A 21,537-nucleotide genomic window follows, 5' to 3' on the forward strand; every position below is an offset into this window, starting at 1 on the left:
AGGTGGGAGGCCCGATGGCTACTTATGTAATCCCCGCTCAGGCGATCAGACCCGGCAAGCTCACCGTGTTCCTGCTGGTGTTGGGCACCGTGCTGTACGCCGTGCCCGCCGCGTTGCACGGCAATCCGCCGATCGAGTCGGCGGAACAGACACTGCGCTACGTCGCCGACCGGCCCTCTTGGCGGCTGGTGCACTTCCTCAACATCGCGGCCGTGCTCTGCTGGCTCGCCGCCCTCGGCAGCCTCGTCGACCTGGTCGGCGCCAAGGCGGAGCCCGCCGCCCGCGCCGCTACCCGCGTCTTCACCGCGACAGCCGCTGTCTTCGCCGTGTACTTCGGCCTGCACGCCGTCGGCCTGACCACCGCCGCGGCCCGGCTGCCCGCCGCCGAACCGGCGCCCCCCAACGTGCTCGAACAGACCGAAGCGCTGCTCTTGGTGCTCGGCGCCACCGCCTTTACCGCCCAGGCGATGCTCGGCCTCTCCTTCCTCCTCTACGGCGCCACGCTTGTGCGCAGCAGCAGTTTCCCGTCATGGCTCGGCTGGTTCGGCCTCGTGGCCGGAAGTGGCTGGCTGACGGGCGCCCTGCTGCTGAACTTCGCGATCATCGTGCCGTTCACGATCACGACGTGGATCTGGACGATCCTGCTCGCCGTCGCACTGCTGCGGCATCGCCCGAGTCAGTGCTGACGGTTCTGCACTGCGGAAATGGTGTGACTGTCGTGGTGCGGGCTGCCAGGCTCACGCGGACCGGGTCGGTTCAATCACCGGTCCTCCAGGTTCTTCGGCAGCGCCCCGGACACATCCTTGATCGTGCCGCCGAGCCACGGGTTGTTCGGAGCGAGCTGTGGCGTGGATACGGCGTACACCCGCACCGGCCCGGTCTGCTCCCCGCCCAGCCAGGCGGTCAGCCCGGCCTCGGAGGGCGACTCGCCAGGGAAACGCGCCCGCAGCGCGTTCGCGTATCGAGTGCCGGTCTCCTCATCGACGGACCGCGACATCACGTGCGCTCCTGCCCAGATCGCCAGCACCGGCGGCGTGAACAGCCAGGGCGCCAGGTAGACGGGTCCTGCCCGCGCGGCCGCGGCATCCTCCAGCAACACCGTGGCCGCGAAGCTCCAGCCCGCGACGATCAGCCGGGTACCATCCGAGCCGACTTCGACGCCTGCTTCTGCCGCGGTGTCCCGGATGACCCGCTCGGCGGCGGCGGATCTGGCTGAGGTGTCCGAGACGACACTGACTCGGGCGGTGCGCCGCTCCGCCAGGAACCGCACCGTGGCCCGCAGGACTCCTGCGTCGGAAGCGGTCAGCCGTTCTGTCGGGCACGGTGGGGCGTCCGCTCCGCCCAGCGTGGCGCCCAGCGCGGCGCTCAGGCACTCGGGTCCGGTCGGGACGCGCGGAGGAGCGGTGGTTTCGGCACCGGTGTCGGTGTCCGCTCCGACGAGCGCCGCCCCGTGCCCGATCCAAACCCGCCCAGGCCCTGGAGGCAGGTCGACCAGTGCCCAACTTCCGGTCGTGCCCTCGATGCGGTCGGCGGGCACCAGTGTGTTCGGGCTGGTACCCACCCGGACACCGTCGGCCTGCACGTGAACCAGGTTCCGACCCGGGCGGTTCGGCACGATCAGCACACCGAACTGCGTGGTGCCCGCGGCCATCACCGACAACGTCGGGATGCCAGGCGAAGGCGGATAGGGCGGACGGAGCAGCACGGCCTGCGGTGTCGCTGCGGCCAGCACTACGGCAAGCACCGAACCCGCGACCTTGACCGGGACTCGCACCGCACGACGGCGCGGGGGCTCCAGCGCACACCAAGCGAGTCCGGGCAGCGCCACCACCATGGCGCTGTGCAGGAGCGCCGCCCGAACGGTTGGATCGGCTGTCCACGCCCAGGCGCGCGTCAGCAGCACCGAGGCGGCGACCACCGCGCAGGCCAGTACCGCAGGCGCCAGCCTGCCCGCCACCCGCGCGGGCGCGGGCATCCGGTCCGGGTCCACGACCGTGACCACCAGCGGAACAGCGGACAGCAGGAGCAACAGCGCGGCCACCCGCGCCGGGAACACCAGCGCGGGCGCCAGCAGGAAGTCCAGGCCCGCGGTGACCACGGCCGTTCCCATGACCAGCCCGCGTGAGGTGCGTCCTGACGGCGGGTGAAAGGCACGCAGCAGCACGAAGCCCGCCAGCACCACCGTGCCGAGCAGCACGGCCAGCCGCACCGCCGTCGGACCGAACAGCACCGGGATGTCGAGCCGGTGGTCGTGCGACTGGGCCGTTGCCGAACTCGTCAGGGCAAGCGACAGCAGTGTGGTCAGTGCGAGCAGCGGGATCGGTCGGACTCGTTCAGGTGGCGAATACGCGCGTGTCACACGAACACCTGAGGCTCGTCCGCTCCTCCGGACTCGGGCGGGAGTGCCGGACCATGCCGATCACCATGGGGATGAACACGATGGCGTTGTAGAACAGGTGCAGTTCCACCCTGGGCGCGATCAGCTGCACGATGCTGGTGGGCGCGGGCCCTCCGAGCAGGTTCGTCCCGGTGGCGGCTTGGAGCAGGAGCAGCAGGTGCTCGAAGTGGTGCCACACCTGGATCCACAGGGCGACGCTCCACCAGGTTCGGGCCCGTCCGGTGAAGCCGGGCCTCAGCATGATCAGTCCGATCATCATCACGATGGCGAACCCGTAGTGCAGCCACTCCGACCGCACCAGCCAGGGATAGGCAAGGCCCAGCAACCCGCCTGCCTCCGGGCGCGTCCATCCGAACACCCAGATTTGAAGTGCCTGCGCGATGTGCTCGCCCCAGTGCAGGATCACGATGAACAGGAAGGACATCAGGGCTGCCCGGTGCCACCTCTCGTTGAGCGCTGTCAACAAGGTCCGACCACGGGACGGGGAGTGCTTGACAGAAGCGGTCATCTGGTTGCTCCACTCGCATACAGGGGACTCGATGTGCCGTTCCAGGGCAAGGGCGCCCCATACCGCACGTCAACGCCCCTTGTCCGTGCGGCAGCGACAATTCCCGGCACCGCGCGTACTGCCTGCGCGGCGGTGGTGCGAGCCGGGTCGACAGTCAGTCCGCAGAGCACCGCGGAATCATCGGTGACAAAAATGCCCGGATGACCACGAAGCTTGTGCCGGTCATCCAGAGCAGACGTTGCCGGGTCATCACCTATCCGACATGAAGCCAGTGGATGGCCAGTGTATGCACCGACGAGATCGTTGGTCCACGGTCGGACGGTTACGAGGCCGTCTCGTTCGAGGATGTTCTTGACATCGGCATCGGACCATTGCCCAGCCGCGCAATGGGTTCGGTGTGGGATCGCAGCGGAGTGTGCCCCGTCCCGGCACCGCGTGTACTCGGGGCGGGAGGCGTCCAGCGTCGCTGCCATGCCAGGCTCCCGGGGCTCGGTCACGCATCACCTCCCTGGGTCGATGGTCGGGTATTGTCCGGCGAAGGCTGCCGAGTCGGCCGTGTACAGCACTTTTCATCAAGGCGACGGACAGCAATTGCGCGCCAAATAGCGCGTTCGGAGATGTCCGAACGCGAAGTCTCGGTATTTCTGACCGAGTCAGTATGGCGAACTCGCCAGTTTGTTCGCTTCTTCTGGTGTGCTCCCCGGGACGAAGACCCCTGAACGCTTGGCTGCTGAACTGGTGCCCGATGACATCGGGCCTCGCGCACGCCGCTGGATGTGCGGGGGCGGGCAAGTGGCGCATGCCATCTGGAAAGGTCGGCGTGTGAAGCGGCACCGAACGGAGATCTGTCGCACAGTAGAGGCCATGAGCAATCACTTCGACGCCGTCGTTCTCGGTGCGGGGCCAGGCGGGTATGTCGCCGCGATCCGGTGCGCCCAGCTTGGGATGAAGACCGCGATCATCGAGGAGCGTTACTGGGGTGGCGTCTGCCTGAACGTGGGCTGCATTCCGTCCAAGGCGCTGCTGCGCAACGCGGAACTTGCCCACATCGTCAACCACGAGGCCAAGACGTTCGGTATCCAGATCGAGGGCCAGGTCAGCTTCGACTACGGCGCCGCGTTCAGCCGCAGCCGCAAGGTGGCCGACGGCCGGGTCAAGGGCGTCCACTTCTTGATGAAGAAAAACGGGATCACCCAGTTCGAGGGTCGCGGGCAGTTCACCGACGCGAACACCATCCAGGTGGGCGACGAGACCGTCACCTTCGACCACTGCGTCATCGCCGCGGGCGCCACGCCGCGACTGCTGCCGGGCACCTCGCTGTCCGAGCGGGTCGTCACCTACGAGGAGCAGATCCTCACCGAGACGTTGCCGCAGAGCATCATCATCGCCGGGGCGGGCGCGATCGGCGTGGAGTTCGCCTACGTGCTGCGCAACTACGGCGTGGACGTCACGATCGTGGAGTTCCTGGACCGCATGGTGCCGCTGGAGGACGCCGAGGTCTCCGCTGAGCTCGCCAAGCGGTACCGAAAGCTGGGCATTACGGTCAAAACCGGCACCAAGGTCGAGTCGATCGACGAGTCCGGTTCGCAGGTGCGGGTCACCGTCAGCAAGGACGGGCAGCAGGAGGTGCTGGAGGCCGACAAGGTGCTTCAGGCCATCGGGTTCGCGCCCAACGTCAAGGGCTACGGCCTGGAGAACACCGGCGTCGCGCCGACCGACCGCGGCGCGATCGAGGTGGACGCCCGCTGCCGCACCAGCGTGCCGCATATCTTCGCCATCGGCGATGTCACGGCCAAGCTCATGCTGGCGCACGCCGCCGAGGCGATGGGCATCGTGGCGGCGGAGACGATCGCCGACGCGGAGACGATGGAACTCGACTTCATCATGATCCCGCGTGCCACCTACTGCCAGCCGCAGATCGCCAGCTTCGGCTACACCGAGGCGCAGGCGAAGGAGAAGGGCTTCGACGTCCGCGTCGCGAAGTTCCCCTTCACCGCCAACGGGAAGTCACACGGCCTCGGCGACCCCGGCGGCTTTGTGAAGATCCTCAGCGACGCCACCCACGGCGAGCTGCTCGGCGCGCACCTCATCGGCCCCGACGTCACCGAGTTGTTGCCTGAGCTCACGCTGGCTCAGCAGTGGGACCTGACCGTGCACGAGGTGGCCCGCAACGTGCACGCCCACCCGACCCTGGGCGAAGCCGTGAAGGAAGCCGTCCACGGCCTGGCAGGCCACATGATCAACTTCTGACGGAGGCCTCAGACCAGCGCCCTGCCCAGCAGGACCAGGGCGCTGGCGGCGGCGATGGCCAGCACCGCGATGCGCAGCTTGCCGCCGTCGAGGTATCGGCGCAGCGGGTAGGACACGGCGAAGCCGGTGATGAGGAACGGCACCAGGGCGGCCGCCGCCCACAGGTGCTCCACCCTGACCTGCCCCGCCACCGCGAGGGTGATCAGCGAGGTGACGTTGCCGATCAGCAGGAAAGCCCCGAGTGTGCTGCGCACCGCCGGGCCCTGCACGTGCTGGTAGACCAGCGCGATCGGCGGCCCGCCGAGGGTGACCGAGGTGCCGAAGGCGCCGCTGGCCGTGCCCGCGAGCACCAGCGTGCGGCGGTTGAGCACCGGCCGCCAGGTCGACACCGACAGGGCGACGCAGGCGAGTACGGACAGCGCCACCACGATGGAGAAACCTCGCTGCGGCAGCAGGATCAACGCCAGCGCGCCCAGCACGTTGCCGGGCACCCGGCCGACCGCGGCCCAGCCGACCCCGCGCCAGTCGGTGTGGCCGTGTTCCCGCAACAGGCCGAATGCGGCCAGGACAAGCGCCATGAGCAGCACCGGAACCGGCACCAGTTCGGGATCAAGGAGCAGGAAGAGCGGGCCCGCGAGCACATTCAGGCCATATCCGACACCGCCCTGCAGAATTGCGCCGAGCAGAACGATAAAGCCCGCCAGTAACATTGTGCTCGTCATGATTCCAACCCCGGTGTTGGCGACGAACTCTGACGCTACGCCGCAAAACCGCTGGTAGAGCTGTGACTCTGGTTACCAGTGAAATACGGTGCATTTCCGGCAAATGGTGTTGTGACCCACGGGACATCGGGCAGTCTGGAATCATGACTTCTGAGGGGATCACCCCGCTGCGGATCACCACCGCGGCCGGGACTTTCGACGCGATCGCCGCCGGACCCGAGGACGGGCGCCCGGTCCTGCTGCTGCATGGCTTCCCCGAGTTCGGCACCGAGTGGGAGCACCAGCTTCGGGCTCTGGCAGCCGAGGGATACCGCGCTGTCGCACCGGACCAGCGCGGCTACTCGCCGGACGCGCGGCCACCGGAGATCGAGCAGTACCGAATCGAGCACCTGGTCGGCGACGTCACCGCCATCGCCGACGCACTCCGCTGGGAGCGGTTCGACCTGGTCGGCCACGACTGGGGCGCACCGCCCGCTTGGCTCACCGCCGCGATCCACCCCGAGCGGATCCGGACGCTGACCATCGTCTCCATCCCGCATCCCGGCGCCTTCGGCGAGGCCCTGCGCAACGATCCGGAGCAGCAGAAGCGGTCGGAGTACATGGACTTCTTCCGGCTGCCCGCGCCCGTTCCGGAGAACAAGATCCTCGAGGCGGGCAAGCTGGAATTGGCGGGTGTGCCCGAGGAGAAGTGCGAAGAACTGTTCCGGCGGTTCTCCGAGTCCGGCGCCCTCACCGGCGGCCTGAACTGGTACCGCGCGAACAAGCTTGATGCCGCCGAGGCCCCCAAGGTCGATGTGCCCACCCTGTTCGTGGCCAGCGACGACCCCTACGTGGCCCGCTCCGGCGTGGACGCCACCAAGGACTGGGTCACCGGCCCCTACCGGCTGGAATACCTGGAAGGCGTCGGCCACTTCGTGCCCGAGGAAGTCCCCGAGACCATGAACCGGCTCCTGCTGGAGCACCTGAACGCCAACTGAACTTGCCGGGTGAGTGCAGCACTTGTTCGGACCTGGTGACCATGTGCTGCACTCACCCTGGAACTTGCTAGCCGCGGACCATCTTGCGCAGCACGTACTGCATGATGCCGCCGTTGCGGTAGTAGTCGGCTTCGCCGGGGGTGTCGATGCGGACCACCGCGTCGAACTCCACGGTGGAGCCGTCTTCCTTCGACGCCACGACCTTCACGGTGCGCGGCACCGAGCCGTCGTTGAGGGCCGTGATGCCGGAGATGGCGAAGGTTTCCCTGCCGTCGAGGCCCAGCGAGGAGGCGGGCTCGCCCTCGGGGAACTGCAGCGGCAGCACGCCCATGCCGATCAGGTTTGACCGGTGGATGCGCTCGAAGGACTCGGTGATCACCGCGCGGACGCCCAGCAGGCTGGTGCCCTTGGCCGCCCAGTCACGGGAGGAACCGGAGCCGTACTCCTTGCCGCCCAGCACCACCAGCGGAATGCCCGCCTCGGCGTAGGCCTGCGCGGCGTCATAGATGCTGGTCTGCTCGCCGCCCGCCAGGAAGTTGCGGGTGAAGCCACCCTGCACGCCCTGGCCGCCGTTCTCCTCCGCCAGCAGCAGGTTGCGCAGGCGGATGTTGGCGAAGGTGCCGCGGATCATCACCTCGTGGTTGCCGCGCCGGGAACCGTAGGAGTTGAAGTCCTTGCGCTGCACACCGTGCTCGGTGAGGTAACGGCCCGCGGGGGAGTCCGGCTTGATGGCACCGGCGGGGGAGATGTGGTCGGTGGTGACCGAGTCGCCCAGCAACGCCAGCACCCGGGCGCCGGAGATGTCGGTGACCGGCTCCGGGTCCATGCCCATGCCATCGAAGTAGGGGGGCTTGCGCACGTAGGTGCTCTCGGCGTCCCACTCGAAGGTGTTGCCGGTCGGCGTCGGCAGCGACTGCCAGCGCTCGTCGCCCGCGAAGACGTCGGCGTAGCCCGCGGAGAAGCCCTCCGCCGAGATCGAGGAGGCGATGACCTCGGAGATTTCCTGCGGGGACGGCCAGATCTCCGACAGCAGCACCGGCTTGCCGTCGGTGTCGTGCCCCAGCGGCTCGGTGTCCAGGTCGATGTCCATCGTCCCGGCGAGCGCGTAGGCGACCACCAGCGGCGGGGAGGCCAGGTAGTTCATCTTCACGTCCGGGTTGATCCGGCCCTCGAAGTTCCGGTTGCCGGACAGCACCGACACCACCGACAGGTCGTGCTCGTTGACGATCTTGGAGATCTCTTCCGGCAGCGGGCCGGAGTTGCCGATGCAGGTGGTGCAGCCGTAGCCGACCAGGTGGAAGCCCAGCTTCTCCAAGTAGGGCATCAGACCGGCGCGGTGGTAGTAGTCCATGACGACCTTGGACCCGGGCGCCAGCGTGGTCTTCACCCACGGCTTGCGGTTCAGCCCACGCTCCACCGCCTTCTTGGCCAGCAGCGCTGCGCCGATCATCACCGACGGGTTGGAGGTGTTGGTGCACGAGGTGATCGCGGCGATCGCGACGTGCCCGTGGTCAAGCTCGGTCTCGGTACCGTCGTCCAGGGTGACCTTGACGCGATTGCTCGCGCGGCCGCTGGCGTTGCCCGCCACGCGCGGAGCGCCGCGGTCGCCGTTGCCGTGCTCGACGGCGGGGGAGTCGCTGGCCGGGAAGGACTCCGCGATCGATTCGTCCACCGTGGAGTCCACGCTGTCACCGGCGTAGTCGCGCAGCGCGGCGCGGAACGCGGTCTTGGCCTCCGACAGCGCGATCCGGTCCTGTGGCCGCTTCGGGCCCGCGATGGACGGCACCACCGTGGACAGGTCCAGCTCCAGCGTCTCGGAGTAGACCGGCTCGTCGTCGGCGTCGTGCCACAGGCCCTGCTCCTTGGCGTAGGCCTCGACCAGCGCGATCTGCTCGGCCGAACGGCCGGTCAGGCGCAGGTAGTCGGTGGTCTCGCCGTCGATCGGGAAGATCGCGCAGGTGGAGCCGAACTCGGGGCTCATGTTGCCGATGGTGGCGCGGTTGGCCAGCGGGACGGCGGAGACGCCGGAACCGTAGAACTCCACGAACTTGCCGACCACACCGTGCTTGCGCAGGATCTCGGTGATGGTCAGCACCAGGTCGGTGGCGGTGGCGCCCGCGGGCAGCTCGCCGTGCAGCTTGAAGCCGACGACACGCGGGATGAGCATCGACACCGGCTGGCCCAGCATGGCGGCCTCGGCCTCGATGCCGCCGACGCCCCAGCCCAGCACGCCGATGCCGTTGACCATGGTGGTGTGGCTGTCGGTGCCCACCACGGTGTCGGGGTAGGCCTGGCCGCCGCGCGACATGATCACGCGGGCCAGGTGCTCGATGTTGACCTGGTGCACGATGCCGGTGCCGGGCGGGACGACCTTGAACTCGTCGAATGCGCTCTGGCCCCAGCGCAGGAACTGGTAGCGCTCGCGGTTGCGCTCGTACTCCAGGTCCACGTTGCGCTCGAAGGCGTCCGGGCGGCCGAAGATGTCGGCGATCACCGAGTGGTCGATGACCAGTTCGGCGGGGGCCAGCGGGTTCACCTTCTCCGCGTCGCCGCCCAGTCCGGTGACGGCCTCGCGCATGGTGGCGAGGTCGACGACGCAGGGCACGCCGGTGAAGTCCTGCATGATCACCCGGGCGGGGGTGAACTGGATCTCGGTGGCGGGCGCCGCGCTGGGATCCCAGCCTGCGAGCGCGCGGATGTGGTCGGCGGTGATGTTCGCGCCGTCCTCGGTGCGCAGCAGGTTCTCCAGCAGGATCTTCAGGCTGTACGGGAGGCGATGCGCACCCTCGACCGCGGCCAGCCGGAACACCTCGTATGAGGCGTCGCCGACGGTCAGCGTGCCGCGGGCGCCAAAGCTGTCCTTGCTCGCTGGTGCTGTCACGTGCAACTCCATCTGGCGGTGGTAGTCAAGCAGTCATTCGGGTGTCCTCCGCGAGTCTCGCGCACGCAGAGTGCGCGTGATCGGCGGGGGCCTGCTCCCCTCAAACAGTACGCTTGTCCTGTATTGGGCTTCAAGCGTTACCCGCGTTTCGCGGGCGTGTTACGACTCACCACCTCCAGGCGCGAGTGGCAACCGGTGCTCACGCCCGGGTACCACTCGCGGCCGCTGATCAGCGGATTGCCACCAGAACGTGGTCATCGCCGAACTGCCACACGGTGGCCGCCTCCGAAAAACCGGCCTTGCGGAGCAGTTCGATGTGATCGTGGGCGCCGAAAGTGTTCTCGTTGTGGTCACCGGCCGGTCGCCGCCGCGCCACCAGGGGAGCGAGGTCGGGGTCCTTGGCGACCGCGTCCCACCAGGACGTCCAGTCCTCGTTGGCGGTGACACCGACCCGGTCCGCCCGCTTGGTGCGCAGCAGCGCCGTGAGTTCCCTGATCCGGGGCTGCGCGTCGTAGAGGTGGTCTCCGTTGACGAAGACCCCGCCGGGTCGCAACAGGCCCGCGAGGTCGGTGTACAACGCGGACAGCTGATCGCCGTTCAGCCAGTGCAGTGCGGTGGTCGACACGGCTGCGCCCACGGGTTCGGCGAGGCCGAGTTCCCGGGTCCAGCCGGGTGTGCCGAGTTCGGCCGTGACGAACCGCGCGGCCTCCGGGTGCCCGGCGCGGGCCAGCGCCAGCAGGACCGGGTCGATGTCGACGCCGGTGAGCACGGCGTTCGGGATGCGCTCGTGCAGGCGGGCGGCCAGCGATCCGGGGCCGCAGGCCAGGTCCAGGATCACCGGGTGCTCGGTACCCGCGGTGGCCTGCTCGACAACGTCACCGATCACCGTGAACCGTTCCTCGCGGTCGGCGATGTAGTGCTCTTGCTGGCTGTCCCAGCGGTCCAGCCAGTACCGCGCGCTCTCGCGGCTGATGCTCATGGCGATCTCCCCAAGCTTGTTGCAAGTTTATGGCAATAGTGACGCCAAGTATGCCTCCGGCCCCCGACGTTTCCCCGACGGGAGGTCCGATCCGTATCGCTGTGCGAGCGGCGTCGAAGGGTGATCGCGTTGGGCCGCACCCGGGTTAATGATGTTTCGGCACATTTCCGGAAAACTCTGTCGGCAATCCCCCGGCGGCTCTCGGCTTGAGCGGTTCGTTTGAGTGAGCAGGCTCGAAATCGCCGCAATCCACGCCTGTCGGCGAATCGATTGAGGGTTTCGCTCCGGTTAAGACCGGATTCGTTGAGCTCGATCCACTGTGGAGTGGTTGCGGCACCGTGCGGCTCGAGCTGCCCAGCTCTCGCAGCTCTGACGGGGTGTGGACGCACGCGTCCGGTGAGTGGTCTATGCGTAGCTGTGAATAACGACCAGATCTCGGCACCTTGTCGGGTGATCTTCGGGATTATCGAGTTTATGTGCGCGAGTCGACTTGCGAATCCCACGCGCCGTGCCAATTTGGTTACCTAGGGTGTTTTCTGGCGGGGTATCTGTTACACGTGTGGCTGACGATGCAGAAGTTCTTCGTGAGCTAAGTGGTAAAGGTGTGGCGCAAGTGGCACAGTCTTGTCCACAAGGGACTCGGGTGGGAGGTGAGCTGGGTGTTCGGACAGCAGGTAGTGATCAGAGCGGTACTCGCCCCGTTGCTCGCGCTGCTCGCCATCGCGAGCGTGCCCGGCGGAGCCTCCGCCGTGCCCCCGCCGCCCCCCAACCCCAGCGACACCGAGATCAAGCAGGGCAGGCAGGAAGCCGCGGCAAAGGCAGGCAAGGTTGGTGAGCTCACCAACCGACTGGCCGACGCCGAGTCCCGCCTGTCGCAGCTCATCGCCGACGTCGAGCTCAAGATGGAGGACGCCAACCGCGCCCGCGTCGACCTGGAGGTCGCGCAGGAGGAGGCGGACGCCGCCCAGTCCGCCGCCGATGCCGCCCGCGCCGAGTCCGAGGCCGCCGACCGCCAGATCGAGGCCCTGCGCACCCGGTTGGACGAGTTCGCCGCCAGCAGCTACCGGCAGGGCAGCACGGTGGGTTCGGCCGCCGCGTTCTTCGGCGCCGACAGCCCCAGCGACATCCTCGACCGAGCGCAACTGCTGGACGCGATCAGCGGTTCGCAGCTCAACGCGCTGGACGCGATGCACCGCGCCCGCATCGACAAGGCCAACAAAGACTCGATGGCCCGCGCCGCGCTGGCCGAGGCCGAACGCAAACGTGCCGCGGCCGACCAGGCGCGGCTGACCGCCGACCAGGCCCGCGACAGCGCCGTCGCGGCCCGCGCGGGCCAGGCCCAACAGGCAGCCCAATTGGAATCGGCCAAGTCCGATGTGGAGCGACAACTTACCGCCGCCCAGGCGGGCGTCGCCGGTCTCCAGGCCCAGCGTGAGAACTACCAGCGCTGGCTCGAGCTCAAGCGCCAAGAAGAACTCGCCGCCGAGGCCGCCGCGAATCGGCCCCGCCCCACCGAACCGGTGGCCGCACCAAGCTCGGCTCGCGTCGCGCTTGTGATCGCCAGGGCCATGGCCCAGCTTGGCCTGCCCTACGCCTGGGGCGGCGGCAATGGATCGGGTCCGACCCGAGGCATCCGCGACGGCGGCATCGCCGACTCCTTCGGCGACTACAACAAGATCGGCTTCGACTGCTCAGGCCTGATGATCTACGCCTTCGCAGGCGTCGGTATCCGCCTGCCCCACTACAGCGGCTACCAGGCCAACTACGGCCGCCGCGTCGCGCTGTCGGCGAAGAAGCCCGGCGACATGCTGTTCTGGTCCACCCGCGGCCGCATCCACCACGTGGCCATGTACCTGGGCGGCGGCCGCATGGTCGAAGCCCCGTACTCGGGCTCCCGCGTCCGCGTGACGACGGTTCGCTACAGCGGAATCGAGCCTTACGCGGTCCGTCTGCTCTAGGGTCCTGGGCTGGTGGCGGCCTGTGGTTGTGTGGCGAGGCTGCGCAGTGCGGAGTTCACGACGGCGAGCAGGGGTACCGCGAGTAGGGCTCCGATGATTCCGGCGACGACGAGCCCGGTGGCCAGTGCGAGCACGACGGCGAGTGGGTGTAGGCGTACGACACGGCCGAGTAGGAAGGGTTGCAGGACGTGGCTTTCCAGTTGCATCACGCCTACCACGATGGCGAGCACGATGATTGCGGGCAGAACGCCGCTGGTCACCAGTGCCACTAGCACCGCGACCGTGCCTGCGACCACCGATCCGATGACCGGGATGAACGCGCCGAGGAACACCAGTGCGCTCAGCGGGGCTGCCAGCGGTATCCCGATGATGAGCAGGCCGATGCCGATTCCGGCTGCGTCGACGACCGCGACGGCGGCGGTGCCCCGGATGTAGTGGGCCAAGGTGATGAACGCGGCGCGGCCTGCGAGGTCCACCCGAGGGCGCACCCTGCGCGGTGCGGCGCCCAGCAGGAATGTCCAGATCTGGTTGCCCTGGGCCAGGAAGAAGATCAGGCAGAACACCATCAGCAGGAATTCGGTGGCCAACTCGCCCACGGTGACCGCGGTGGCCAGCGCACCCGAGGCGATCGCCGATCGATTTCTGTTCAGCGTCGCGGACAGTTGGTCCAGTAGCTGGTCAAGTTGGCCCTGGGTCAGCTGGACAGGCCCCGTGCGCAACCACGTGCGCAGTTGCTCCATGCTGCGCAGAATCTGCTCGATCAGCTCCGGCATGCCCGCGGTGACCGTGAGTACCACGAAGGTGACCACCCCGCCCACCACGGCCAGTCCGCCCACCAGCACCACCGCGGTGGCCACCCCGCGAGGCACCTTCTTGCCTGCCAGCCACGACACCGACGGCGCCAGCAGCCCGGCCAGCAGCAACGCCACCGCTACCGGCACCAGCACGGCCGCCAGTTGGACCGCGACGAACCCGATCACCGTCAGGCCTGCGGCAATGATGAGCAGTCGCCCGAACACCGCGGCCGCCACCCGCAGCCCATAGGGCACCGTCGAGCGAACCTCCTCGGTGCTCCGTATACCGCGGCTGCCCGGCAATTCAGTGCTGTCCATGGGATCGACCTTCCGGCTCGACCATTCGATCCGACGATCCCATCAGTCTGCGGGCACACGCTTTACCGCGCACCACTTCTCGGGCGCCGAGTCGGGCTGCCCCTAGCCCGGCACCGCCACCTTCACCGTCTTGGTTGTGGCTGATCGCGGTCAAGATTTCGGCGGTTCTGGGGTTTTACGTGGTGTGTTGCCCCGCCCGGGTCGCCCACGTCGAGGACGGCGTGCGTCAGGTCGGGATGGATGTCGAACATGGCGTCCAGCCCGGTGATCCTCAACGGCAGCAGGACCGGGCGCGTGTGCGCGACCACGGACAGTCGGACTTCCTCAGCGATCGCGGTCTCCTTGACCTTGATCAGAACGGTGAGACCTGCCACGCCGAAAAAACTCACCTCGGTGAGATCGATGATCAGTCGTGGGCCGCTGTGTCGCAGGTGTGCGAGGAGACCGTCCCGCAGCAACGGGCTGGTGGACATATCCACTTCGCCGGATACCGCGACGACGACCGTACGGGGCGGGACCGGATGGGCGATGACGGTCAGCAGATCTCGGTGGAGTGCGGGCAAGGCGACGGTCATGACGTCTTCTCCTTCATCGGGGCATCGATGTGCCTTGCGCGGTGTTTCGGGCGGTGAGGCGGGCCAGTCGCAGTGGGTTGGTCCAATGCACCTCGGAGATCCAGCCGAGTTTCTCGAAGATCCAGATCACCCTGGCGGAGATGTCGATCTGGCCAGGGAGCACGCCATGCCTGGCGCAGGTGGGGTCGGCGTGATGGGAGTTGTGCCAGGACTCGCCCATGGAGAGGATCGCCAGCGGCCAGAAGTTCGCCGCCTTGTCCCGGGAGGCGAATGGCCTGTCGCCGATCATGTGGCAGATCGAGTTGATCGACCAGGTCACGTGGTGCAGGAACGACACCCGCACCAGCCCGGCCCAGAAGAACGCGGTCAGCGCGCCCCACCAGGACCAAGTGATCAGTCCGCCCAGCAGCGTGGGCAGACCGATGCTCACCCCGACCCACAGCGGGAACAGGCGGTCGATGATCCGCAGGTCCCGGTCGGCCAGCAGGTCCGGGGCGAACCGTTCGGCGTTGGTGCCGGTGCGCTCGAACAGCCAACCCATGTGGGCATGCCAGAAACCCCTGGCCAGTGCCACCGGGCCGGTGCCGAACAGCCAGGGCGAGTGCGGGTCTCCCTCACGATCGGAGAACGCGTGATGCCGCCGGTGATCGGCGACCCACGTGATCACCGGACCTTGCGCGGCCAGACCGCCCGCCACTGCCAACGCGATCCGCAGGCCACGTTTGGCCCGGAACGCGCGGTGGGTGAAACACCGGTGATAGCCGACCGTCACCCCGAGACAGGCCACCGTGTAGAAGCCGACGGCCAGGGCGAGGTCGGTCCAGCCCAACCCCCAGCCCCAGGCGATCGGAACCGCCGCCACCAGCGCGGCGAACGGCAGCAGAACGAAGATCTTGACCAGAATCTGCTCGCCAACCGACCGACCGGGAATGATCATCGGTTTCGGGCCGGAAGTTGGTGATGGGGGCGGGCGAACCGCCGTGGTCGAAGTCATGAGACCGGCCTGTCGGGACTGGTGCGGAGGAGTTCGGAGATGAGCCCGCGCTCCGCGGGGGAGGCCCCGTGTGTGCGGATCCGATCGATCAACAGCTCGGCTTCGGCTGCGGTGAACAGGCCCTGTCGGGCTGCGCGCAGGATGGTCGCGACCGCGCTCCGGTGAGGCTCCACGACCTGCGCGGCAATGAGAATTGAATCGAGATGTGCCATGGAGATTCCCTCGGTCGGACGTCTTCACGCCGGGGTCCAGGGCACGTGCCTCGAATACTACCCCGCCATGCGGAGGAATACTGTGAACTTCCGCCGTTGGTGCGTGGCGAACAACCCGGACGGCGGTCGTCCGCCGGATCCGTCATGATGGGAGCGCCCGTCGGCCTGCTGTCGTCTCCGTCGTGACAGGGTGGTTCGGGCTGCTGATGTCCATGGCGGACATAGGAATCGGCGACGGGTTACCGGTGGTGCTGTGGACAGCGACCGTTGGGACATGGTGATCGCGGCGATCCAGGAGTTGGCTCGCGGGGAAGGTGCGCCGGTTGCGGTTCGCCACGTGTGTCATGCCTGCGTCGCCGCCACGGGTGCCGACGCCGTCGCGTTGTATCTGATCGGCAATTTCGGGTTGGGTGAGCCGGTCTGTGTCACCGATGCGCTCAGCGAACAGGTCGCCGAGTGGCAGCTCACCCTGGGGGAAGGCCCCGCGACCCTGGCGTTGCGGGAGATGCGGCCCGTCCTGGAGCCTGATCTGGGCAGTGTGGCCTCGATGCGCAGGTGGCCGGTGTTCGCGCCCGCGGCGCAGGCCGTCGGTGCGTCGGCGGTGTTCGCGTTCCCGGTGGGCATGGGTGCGGTGTCGGTGGGCGCTCTGGAGATCTACCGCCGCGTGGCGGGCGGACTGTCGGCCACAGAGCTTGCGGATGGCCTGTTGTTCGCCGATGCGGCCATGCAGCTTCTGCTCGATCAGGTGCAGGACATTCCAACACCCGCCGAGACGATGGTGTTCTCCGGCGAGTTCGGACGCCGCTGGGCCGAGGTTCACCACGCGACCGGCATGGTTTCGGTGCAGATGGGCGTCTCGCTCGGTCAGGCGTTCCTGCGGCTGCGGGCCCATGCCTTCAGCACCGACCGCCGCCTCTCCGACATCGCCATGGATGTGGTCGAACGCAGGCTGCGATTCACCCCAGGGCTCGACGAAGACAGACCCGGCTCCGCAGATTGGTGATGACCGAACGGCGTGGTGCGCCTGCCGGTGCATAGTTGCTGACGCACGCGCACTGCCGAATGGCTCCATCGCCTGGTTCTATCGAGTACGACTCGTCCTCGCTTCTGCGTCCTCCTGGTCCGTCTCGTAGCCTCGGCTTCGGCCCGTTCGGCGGTCCGGGAGGAGGTCCACACCGTGATACCTCGGGACCCGACACGCGATTGGTGGGATCTGGACGAGCAGGCAGGTGATTCGGGAGACCTGGCGTTGTTGGACGACGCACTGCTCCGGCTCAGCGCCGAGCGCCACGGCCAAACGGTGGTGATCAGAGCGGAAGGGGAGCTGGACCTTTCCACGGCACCGCTGTTGCGCAGCTTCCTCCGGCAGTGGGGCGTCGACTACCGGCGGCCGCTGGTGCTGGACCTGAATCCGCTCACCTTCCTCGCCCGCAACGGGTGCACCTTGTTGCTCCTTCTCGCCGCCAAGATCGACAGGGCAGGCGGGAGCTTCCGCATCGTGCGGAGTCCGACGCAGGTCGATGAGGCCCTCCGCGGCGAAGACGACCCCGCCGTCGCGTTGTGCCTGACCATTACGGAGCCATTGCTCCAGTCTTCGGCTCATCCCCAGGTCGGCGCACCAGACTCCGCCATCCCCGTCGCGAGGTTTCCAGGGCGCAGTCCGCCCGAACCCCGTCCGTGACGGTGGGTTCCCACGTGACTGACCGCCTCATCGCCTGCGGGGAGGCACGTGGCCGGATCGGTGGTGCGCCCTGCCGGGGCACCACTCCCTCGGCGGCGGAGTCGACTCCGTTCGGCTATCGACCGCAGCCGCTGGGCACTATCGCCGGGAGGTGAGGTCGATGACGTCGGGGGCGTGGTCGATCACGGCTCGCGCCACCTGGGATAGCAGGCGGTTGTGGGCTCGGGCGTAGGCACGCATGGCGGAAAACGCCTCGGCGATGTCGATCTGGCGGCGTTCGGCGAGGACGCCCTTGGCCTGCTCAATCAACACCCGGCTGTTGAGCGCGGTCTGCAACTGCTCGGTGACCATCTCGCTGTGCTGAAGGGCACGGACCTGCAGGATGCTGATGGTGGCCACATCGGCAAGCGACTGCGCGACCCTGCTCACCTCCTCGGACAGTCCGCCGGGGGCGGCGCGGAACAGGTTGAGCGCACCCACCATCGTGTCTCGCAGCCGCATCGGCAGGGCGTGGACCGCGGTGAATCCGCGTTCGCGAGCGACTGCGGTGAACTGCGGCCACCGCTGCGGAGCGACGGCCAGATCAGGACTGGACACCGGCTGCCCACTGTGGAAGCAGTCCAGGCAGGGCCCCTCCTCGTTCTGCAGCTGGAACAGCTCCAGCAGCCGGACCTGCTCGGTGGACGCCGCCACCAGACTGAGCGTGTTCTGCTGGTCCACCAGCAGAATTCCCGCCGCGTCCACGTCGAACAGTTCCACACAGCGCTCGGTGAGGGTGTGCAGGAAGTCGATGGCGTCGAAACCCAGCACGAGTGTGTCGGCCAGTTCGACGAACGTCTCGGTGATCCGCTGATCCAACATCCCGTAACTCTTTTCTTGATCCATCAGCCGACCGGTTCGGATTCATCGTCATCGCGGGTATCCGGGGTGAAGCGCAGCGTGCGTGCGACAACATCACCCGAGACCTCGGTGAGACGACGCCCCGTCAGGTAGGCATGGGCACGCAACCGCAGGAAGGCCTCGGTCAACGTGCTGTCCAACTGTACCGAGACAATGCCAGTGGCCTGGTGGACCTCGGCCCAGCGGTGCCCCGGTGCGCCGTCGGTCCACGCCATCACGTCCCCGGTGCCCGCTTCTGCGCGATGGTCGAGCAGGAACACCAGCGCCGCCTGAGCGAACAGCAGCGCGTCGGTCTCCTCATCAGGTGCCAGCCTTCGAGGCCGGTCATGGTGGATTTCCATCACTCCCACCGAGATGGACCCCATCACCAGGGGAAAGGCGAACACCGCCGCCAGCCCGGACGCGGTCGCCGCCGGGGCGAACTCCGGCCAACGCCGCTGGCCGACCTCGGCGGCGAGATCGGGCACCAGGACCGGCCGATCGTACCGAAACGCCTCCATACTCGGCCCTTCCCCGACCGTGACCTGCAACTCGGCGACCTGCTCACCGAAAGGCCCGCTCACACACAGCGGTTCGCACACGCCCGAATCACCCGGCACATAGAGGTTCACCCCGTGGGCGCCCACCATCGACCGACACGCCTGGCACACGTGCCGCGCGGTCACCGGCCCACCTTCGGCCTCGGCGACCTGATTGATCACCGAAAAGATCCTTGTCAGCCGGCTCACGGGGAAGTACTCGCCTCAGAACACAGACAGGCGTGTTCCTGTCCAGCCAACCCTAGACCCTCATCGACCAAGGACCGGCGGTTCTCAACGAACCGCACATCGGCGTGCCCATTCCGGGGTTCACGTTCTGTCATACGCAGGCGCCGTGCTTCGAAAGCAGCTACTGCACTCTGGCGCTAAGGGGTCGGAAACAGGATCACGCTCCTAGCATTGAAAATCGAGTATGCTTAAAGAATGTTATGGTTGGATAGTCCCAACCAGCGCAATTCGACGCGTTTCATTTCCAACGCGCAGGTCGACTTGGACGTCAGTTTCAAGGACCGCATGGTGTCGGCCTGCGGCCACTGAGGAGTGCTGGATCAGTCGTAGGCCTCCTTTGCACCCAGGGTGTCCACATCATTGGTCCGGGCACTGCCGATCGTGCTCAACGAAGTGCGCGATGACCTGATCTGCCAGATCAACGACGCCAAACCCGCACGGAAACCACGCAACAACCGCGCGGCGCCACATCGAGGGCTTGCCGGTCACCACCGTCGACGGCAGGTTGCGGGCCCGGCTGAAGGAGAACATCTCATGCACGAAACGACACCGGAGAAGACCACCGGCCAACTGGTGGTGTGGAGGGACCTGATCGACGCCCTCGATCGGCTCGACGCCGCCTGGCAGAACACCCAGCCGGCTGGACCGGGCACACAGGCAAACTCCCAGTTGCCTGCCAATATCGCGGTCGCGCTGGTCGGGGCCGCTGAACGAGGAACCATGGCCATCAGCGGCCTGACCGAAGCGCTCGTCGCGCAGTACGACAGCGGCAGTGCCTTCCAGCCGGTGGCACTCGCCTTGCGGCAGGCAGTCGACGAGTGGCCCGCCAAACACTGACCCGTCGGCTGCACGATGAGGACGACCGATTTCGTCGAATGGTGGTCACGCCGGTTGTCGCGGCGCCGGTTTCAGCGCTAGCCGCGCTCCCGAACATGACCGCCATCGGCTTCCCAGCGGTTGGCTGAGTCGTTGGCGGCCATCCGGGGGGCGGGCACCGGTGTGTCCGGCAGGACGCCGCAGGCGGTGAGGATCGTGGTCGGGCTGTCCGTGTTGTCCCGGTCGGCGGCCATCATCATCGCGTCGTGTCCGGCGCCCTCGGTTGCCTGCGTGGGGACCACGAGCAGGCTGATGCGCTGCCGTCCCCCCGCGATGACGTGGACGACGTGCGCGTCCTGGGATCGGAATCCCTCCAGCCGGACAGGGGAACCGTCGACGTCGATGCGTCGGGGAACGTCGTCCCAGGCGGTCAGGGCGAAGGTCACCCGGCGTACCGGGCCGAGTCGGACGGCCAGCACCGCGGCCAGCGCGGGCAGTTCCGCGGTCAGATCACGGGACCGCGGCCACCAGCCACCGTCGACGTAACCGGTGGCGGGGGCCTTGGGCTTGAGCCGCAACCTTGGCCGCGACGATGGTTCGAGAGTCACGGAGACGTGCGGGTCCGACATCATGTCGGTACTCCCGTCCTCGGTCGCCTGGCGACCGTGAGACACACCGAGGACGGCGCCGGCTTGACCGCCAACGCGCGAAATGCTCTCGGTGACACCAGCTTACGCCACTTGGATGCCCGTAGGGTTTTTAGTATCGAAGTGGTCCGCGCAGCTGCCCCGGTGTGAAGATCAGCCTCGTTTTGAGTCGATTTGCCATGATCGCGACGGTTCAGCGAATCCGCTCAGGGATGTGGTCCAGGGCAACGAGCACGCGAACGCGATTTCCGAAGAGATCTTGTCGCTCGCTTTCGAGTGCTCTTTCACCACATCTTTGACGGACTCCTCACTTCTTTGCCTGCGTGCCCGTACAGACACAACCCCGGCTGTAGCCGCCCGACGCGGTCGCCGTGCAGAAGCGGACCCCGATCTGATCGTGGTCGGCCCACGGATGTGGACAAGCCGCACAAGCCGCACCACTCTGATCGTCAACAGCGAGGTCCGACTCCGCGGACAGAAGTACTGGTGGTCCAAAGCATGAGCCCGACATCATGTCGGAGCTCCCCTCCCCGGCCGATCCGGCCGGTACCGGTGTGTCCGGCGGGAACGGTGCCGATGTGACTACCCACGCTCGAAAGGCTCCCGCATCTCCAACACTACAGGCCCACGAGGCCTGGCGTTCGGCGCGGAGGTAGTGCGTTTGCGGGGACAGGGCCATTTACGAACTCAAGGTCAAAGAACGCGAGCGGCCCCGCACGAAACTCACACCCACGAAATTCCGAGAAAGCGCAAGAAACGATGAGAAGAATCGAGCACAAGACCATGAAAACCACCGGAACAACAGGTCTCGATGGAAGACCAGGGGCAAGGCGACCGCAGCCCGCCCTGCTCCGCCCGAGTGTCGGTCAGGGGAGACCTGTCGGGTGTGGGTACTGACTCCTCGTCATCCGCCTCGTGCGGTACCTCGTCGTGCCGGGCTCGATTCTCGGCATGATCCGCATGTGGACCCACACGGACTGGTCCCTGGCCATCCGCGTACCGACGGGTCTCGCGCTGGCGATCGCGGGAATCGCGGTCGCCGCCGCGCCAGCTCTCTGGCAGGGCAAGCTCGCCTATGCCTACGCGTCGGACTCCGGGAATTGCTCATCAAGGGAAATTGGGTCGCCGCGACCACCGCACGACCGGTGAGCCCCATATCA

20 protein-coding genes and 1 pseudogene are annotated in these 21,537 nt (G+C 67.4%); 8 read left to right on the forward strand and 13 right to left on the reverse strand.

Features of this window, described 5'->3' with window-relative positions:
* The first annotated feature begins 14 nt into the window (after positions 1 to 14).
* A complete protein-coding gene (locus ACU6XJ_RS23670; RefSeq protein ID WP_476315793.1) occupies positions 15 to 686 on the forward strand; it encodes a DUF4386 family protein in 672 nt (223 codons plus the stop codon).
* A 74-nt stretch (positions 687 to 760) separates the two neighbouring features.
* On the opposite strand, the gene ACU6XJ_RS23675 is transcribed toward ACU6XJ_RS23670, so the two are convergent.
* The 3 genes and pseudogenes from ACU6XJ_RS23675 to ACU6XJ_RS23685 all read right to left on the reverse strand — a co-directional run.
* Positions 761 to 2,359, reverse strand: a complete 1,599-nt coding sequence (locus ACU6XJ_RS23675; RefSeq protein ID WP_476315796.1) for a DUF6239 family natural product biosynthesis protein — start codon at positions 2,357 to 2,359, stop codon at positions 761 to 763.
* Positions 2,334 to 2,906, reverse strand: a complete 573-nt coding sequence (locus tag ACU6XJ_RS23680) for a hypothetical protein (RefSeq protein ID WP_476315799.1) — start codon at positions 2,904 to 2,906, stop codon at positions 2,334 to 2,336. Before ACU6XJ_RS23680 ends, ACU6XJ_RS23675 begins: the two co-directional genes overlap by 26 nt.
* Positions 2,903 to 3,332: pseudogene (locus tag ACU6XJ_RS23685) on the reverse strand (GMC oxidoreductase); the annotation flags it as partial. The pseudogene ACU6XJ_RS23685 and the gene ACU6XJ_RS23680, both read right to left, overlap by 4 nt.
* Before the next feature lie 438 nt (positions 3,333 to 3,770).
* Between ACU6XJ_RS23685 and lpdA the strand changes: the two are divergent.
* Positions 3,771 to 5,156, forward strand: coding sequence for a dihydrolipoyl dehydrogenase (gene lpdA / locus ACU6XJ_RS23690; RefSeq protein WP_476315802.1), 1,386 nt, complete (start codon positions 3,771 to 3,773; stop codon positions 5,154 to 5,156).
* An 8-nt stretch (positions 5,157 to 5,164) separates the two neighbouring features.
* On the opposite strand, the gene ACU6XJ_RS23695 is transcribed toward lpdA, so the two are convergent.
* Positions 5,165 to 5,878, reverse strand: a complete 714-nt coding sequence (locus tag ACU6XJ_RS23695) for a sulfite exporter TauE/SafE family protein (RefSeq protein WP_476315805.1) — start codon at positions 5,876 to 5,878, stop codon at positions 5,165 to 5,167.
* Positions 5,879 to 6,021: 143 nt separating this feature from the next.
* Here ACU6XJ_RS23695 and ACU6XJ_RS23700 point away from each other — a divergent pair, with 143 nt between their 5' ends.
* A complete protein-coding gene (locus ACU6XJ_RS23700; RefSeq protein ID WP_476315808.1) occupies positions 6,022 to 6,855 on the forward strand; it encodes an alpha/beta fold hydrolase in 834 nt (277 codons plus the stop codon).
* Between the two features lie 67 nt (positions 6,856 to 6,922).
* On the opposite strand, the gene acnA is transcribed toward ACU6XJ_RS23700, so the two are convergent.
* Together acnA and ACU6XJ_RS23710 are read right to left on the reverse strand one after the other, a co-directional pair.
* A complete protein-coding gene (acnA, locus tag ACU6XJ_RS23705; protein WP_476315811.1) occupies positions 6,923 to 9,736 on the reverse strand; it encodes an aconitate hydratase AcnA in 2,814 nt (937 codons plus the stop codon).
* 229 nt (positions 9,737 to 9,965) lie between these two features.
* On the reverse strand, positions 9,966 to 10,715 hold the full coding sequence (locus tag ACU6XJ_RS23710; RefSeq protein WP_476315814.1) for a class I SAM-dependent methyltransferase: 750 nt from the start codon (positions 10,713 to 10,715) through the stop codon (positions 9,966 to 9,968).
* 659 nt (positions 10,716 to 11,374) lie between these two features.
* On the opposite strand from ACU6XJ_RS23710, the gene ACU6XJ_RS23715 reads away from it, so the two are divergent.
* Positions 11,375 to 12,673 (forward strand): NlpC/P60 family protein, encoded by a 1,299-nt coding sequence (locus tag ACU6XJ_RS23715; RefSeq protein ID WP_476315817.1) that lies wholly within the window; start codon positions 11,375 to 11,377, stop codon positions 12,671 to 12,673.
* Here the strand turns inward: ACU6XJ_RS23715 and ACU6XJ_RS23720 are convergent.
* From ACU6XJ_RS23720 to ACU6XJ_RS23730, 3 genes are all read right to left on the reverse strand, one after another.
* Positions 12,670 to 13,785, reverse strand: coding sequence for an AI-2E family transporter (locus tag ACU6XJ_RS23720; RefSeq protein WP_476315819.1), 1,116 nt, complete (start codon positions 13,783 to 13,785; stop codon positions 12,670 to 12,672). The two genes, ACU6XJ_RS23715 and ACU6XJ_RS23720, sit on opposite strands and share 4 nt — an antisense overlap.
* A gap of 122 nt (positions 13,786 to 13,907) precedes the next feature.
* A complete protein-coding gene (locus ACU6XJ_RS23725; RefSeq protein ID WP_476315822.1) occupies positions 13,908 to 14,360 on the reverse strand; it encodes an STAS domain-containing protein in 453 nt (150 codons plus the stop codon).
* Positions 14,361 to 14,373: 13 nt separating this feature from the next.
* Positions 14,374 to 15,354: an acyl-CoA desaturase gene (locus ACU6XJ_RS23730; RefSeq protein ID WP_476315824.1), complete on the reverse strand. Its 981-nt coding sequence runs from the start codon at positions 15,352 to 15,354 to the stop codon at positions 14,374 to 14,376.
* A gap of 465 nt (positions 15,355 to 15,819) precedes the next feature.
* On the opposite strand from ACU6XJ_RS23730, the gene ACU6XJ_RS23735 reads away from it, so the two are divergent.
* Positions 15,820 to 16,569: an ANTAR domain-containing protein gene (locus ACU6XJ_RS23735; protein ID WP_476318705.1), complete on the forward strand. Its 750-nt coding sequence runs from the start codon at positions 15,820 to 15,822 to the stop codon at positions 16,567 to 16,569.
* 174 nt (positions 16,570 to 16,743) lie between these two features.
* Complete coding sequence (locus ACU6XJ_RS23740; RefSeq protein ID WP_476315827.1) at positions 16,744 to 17,247, forward strand: STAS domain-containing protein; 504 nt, start codon at positions 16,744 to 16,746, stop codon at positions 17,245 to 17,247.
* Between the two features lie 138 nt (positions 17,248 to 17,385).
* Here ACU6XJ_RS23740 and ACU6XJ_RS23745 read toward each other — a convergent pair whose 3' ends face one another.
* Positions 17,386 to 18,108 (reverse strand): GAF and ANTAR domain-containing protein, encoded by a 723-nt coding sequence (locus tag ACU6XJ_RS23745; RefSeq protein WP_476315829.1) that lies wholly within the window; start codon positions 18,106 to 18,108, stop codon positions 17,386 to 17,388.
* A gap of 23 nt (positions 18,109 to 18,131) precedes the next feature.
* Positions 18,132 to 18,848: a GAF and ANTAR domain-containing protein gene (locus ACU6XJ_RS23750; RefSeq protein ID WP_476315832.1), complete on the reverse strand. Its 717-nt coding sequence runs from the start codon at positions 18,846 to 18,848 to the stop codon at positions 18,132 to 18,134.
* 447 nt (positions 18,849 to 19,295) lie between these two features.
* Here ACU6XJ_RS23750 and ACU6XJ_RS23755 point away from each other — a divergent pair, with 447 nt between their 5' ends.
* Positions 19,296 to 19,751, forward strand: coding sequence for a hypothetical protein (locus tag ACU6XJ_RS23755; RefSeq protein ID WP_476315835.1), 456 nt, complete (start codon positions 19,296 to 19,298; stop codon positions 19,749 to 19,751).
* Positions 19,752 to 19,828: 77 nt separating this feature from the next.
* On the opposite strand, the gene ACU6XJ_RS23760 is transcribed toward ACU6XJ_RS23755, so the two are convergent.
* Positions 19,829 to 20,362 carry a DUF5994 family protein gene (locus tag ACU6XJ_RS23760; protein ID WP_476315838.1) on the reverse strand — a complete coding sequence of 178 codons (534 nt, stop codon included), beginning with the start codon at positions 20,360 to 20,362 and terminating at the stop codon, positions 19,829 to 19,831.
* Between the two features lie 322 nt (positions 20,363 to 20,684).
* A complete protein-coding gene (locus tag ACU6XJ_RS23765) occupies positions 20,685 to 21,056 on the reverse strand; it encodes an RGCVC family protein (protein WP_476315841.1) in 372 nt (123 codons plus the stop codon).
* 236 nt (positions 21,057 to 21,292) lie between these two features.
* Here ACU6XJ_RS23765 and ACU6XJ_RS23770 point away from each other — a divergent pair, with 236 nt between their 5' ends.
* Entirely contained in the window at positions 21,293 to 21,526 is a 234-nt protein-coding gene (locus tag ACU6XJ_RS23770; RefSeq protein ID WP_476315844.1) for a hypothetical protein, read from the forward strand.
* Positions 21,527 to 21,537: the final 11 nt, after the last annotated feature.

The sequence above is a fragment of the Actinorectispora metalli genome, assembly GCF_056323685.1.

Excerpts from the sequence above, each read along its gene's own strand:
- ACU6XJ_RS23730 (WP_476315824.1), bottom strand. The coding sequence starts at position 15,354 with ATGACTTCGACCACGGCGGTTCGCCCGCCCCCATCACCAACTTCCGGC.
- ACU6XJ_RS23760 (WP_476315838.1), bottom strand. The coding sequence starts at position 20,362 with ATGATGTCGGACCCGCACGTCTCCGTGACTCTCGAACCATCGTCGCGG.
- ACU6XJ_RS23720 (WP_476315819.1), bottom strand. The coding sequence starts at position 13,785 with ATGGACAGCACTGAATTGCCGGGCAGCCGCGGTATACGGAGCACCGAG.
- ACU6XJ_RS23700 (WP_476315808.1), top strand. The coding sequence starts at position 6,022 with ATGACTTCTGAGGGGATCACCCCGCTGCGGATCACCACCGCGGCCGGG.
- ACU6XJ_RS23765 (WP_476315841.1), bottom strand. The coding sequence starts at position 21,056 with ATGGCCCTGTCCCCGCAAACGCACTACCTCCGCGCCGAACGCCAGGCC.
- ACU6XJ_RS23670 (WP_476315793.1), top strand. The coding sequence starts at position 15 with ATGGCTACTTATGTAATCCCCGCTCAGGCGATCAGACCCGGCAAGCTC.
- lpdA (WP_476315802.1), top strand. The coding sequence starts at position 3,771 with ATGAGCAATCACTTCGACGCCGTCGTTCTCGGTGCGGGGCCAGGCGGG.
- ACU6XJ_RS23745 (WP_476315829.1), bottom strand. The coding sequence starts at position 18,108 with ATGTTGGATCAGCGGATCACCGAGACGTTCGTCGAACTGGCCGACACA.
- ACU6XJ_RS23695 (WP_476315805.1), bottom strand. The coding sequence starts at position 5,878 with ATGACGAGCACAATGTTACTGGCGGGCTTTATCGTTCTGCTCGGCGCA.
- ACU6XJ_RS23725 (WP_476315822.1), bottom strand. The coding sequence starts at position 14,360 with ATGACCGTCGCCTTGCCCGCACTCCACCGAGATCTGCTGACCGTCATC.
- ACU6XJ_RS23710 (WP_476315814.1), bottom strand. The coding sequence starts at position 10,715 with ATGAGCATCAGCCGCGAGAGCGCGCGGTACTGGCTGGACCGCTGGGAC.
- ACU6XJ_RS23680 (WP_476315799.1), bottom strand. The coding sequence starts at position 2,906 with ATGACCGCTTCTGTCAAGCACTCCCCGTCCCGTGGTCGGACCTTGTTG.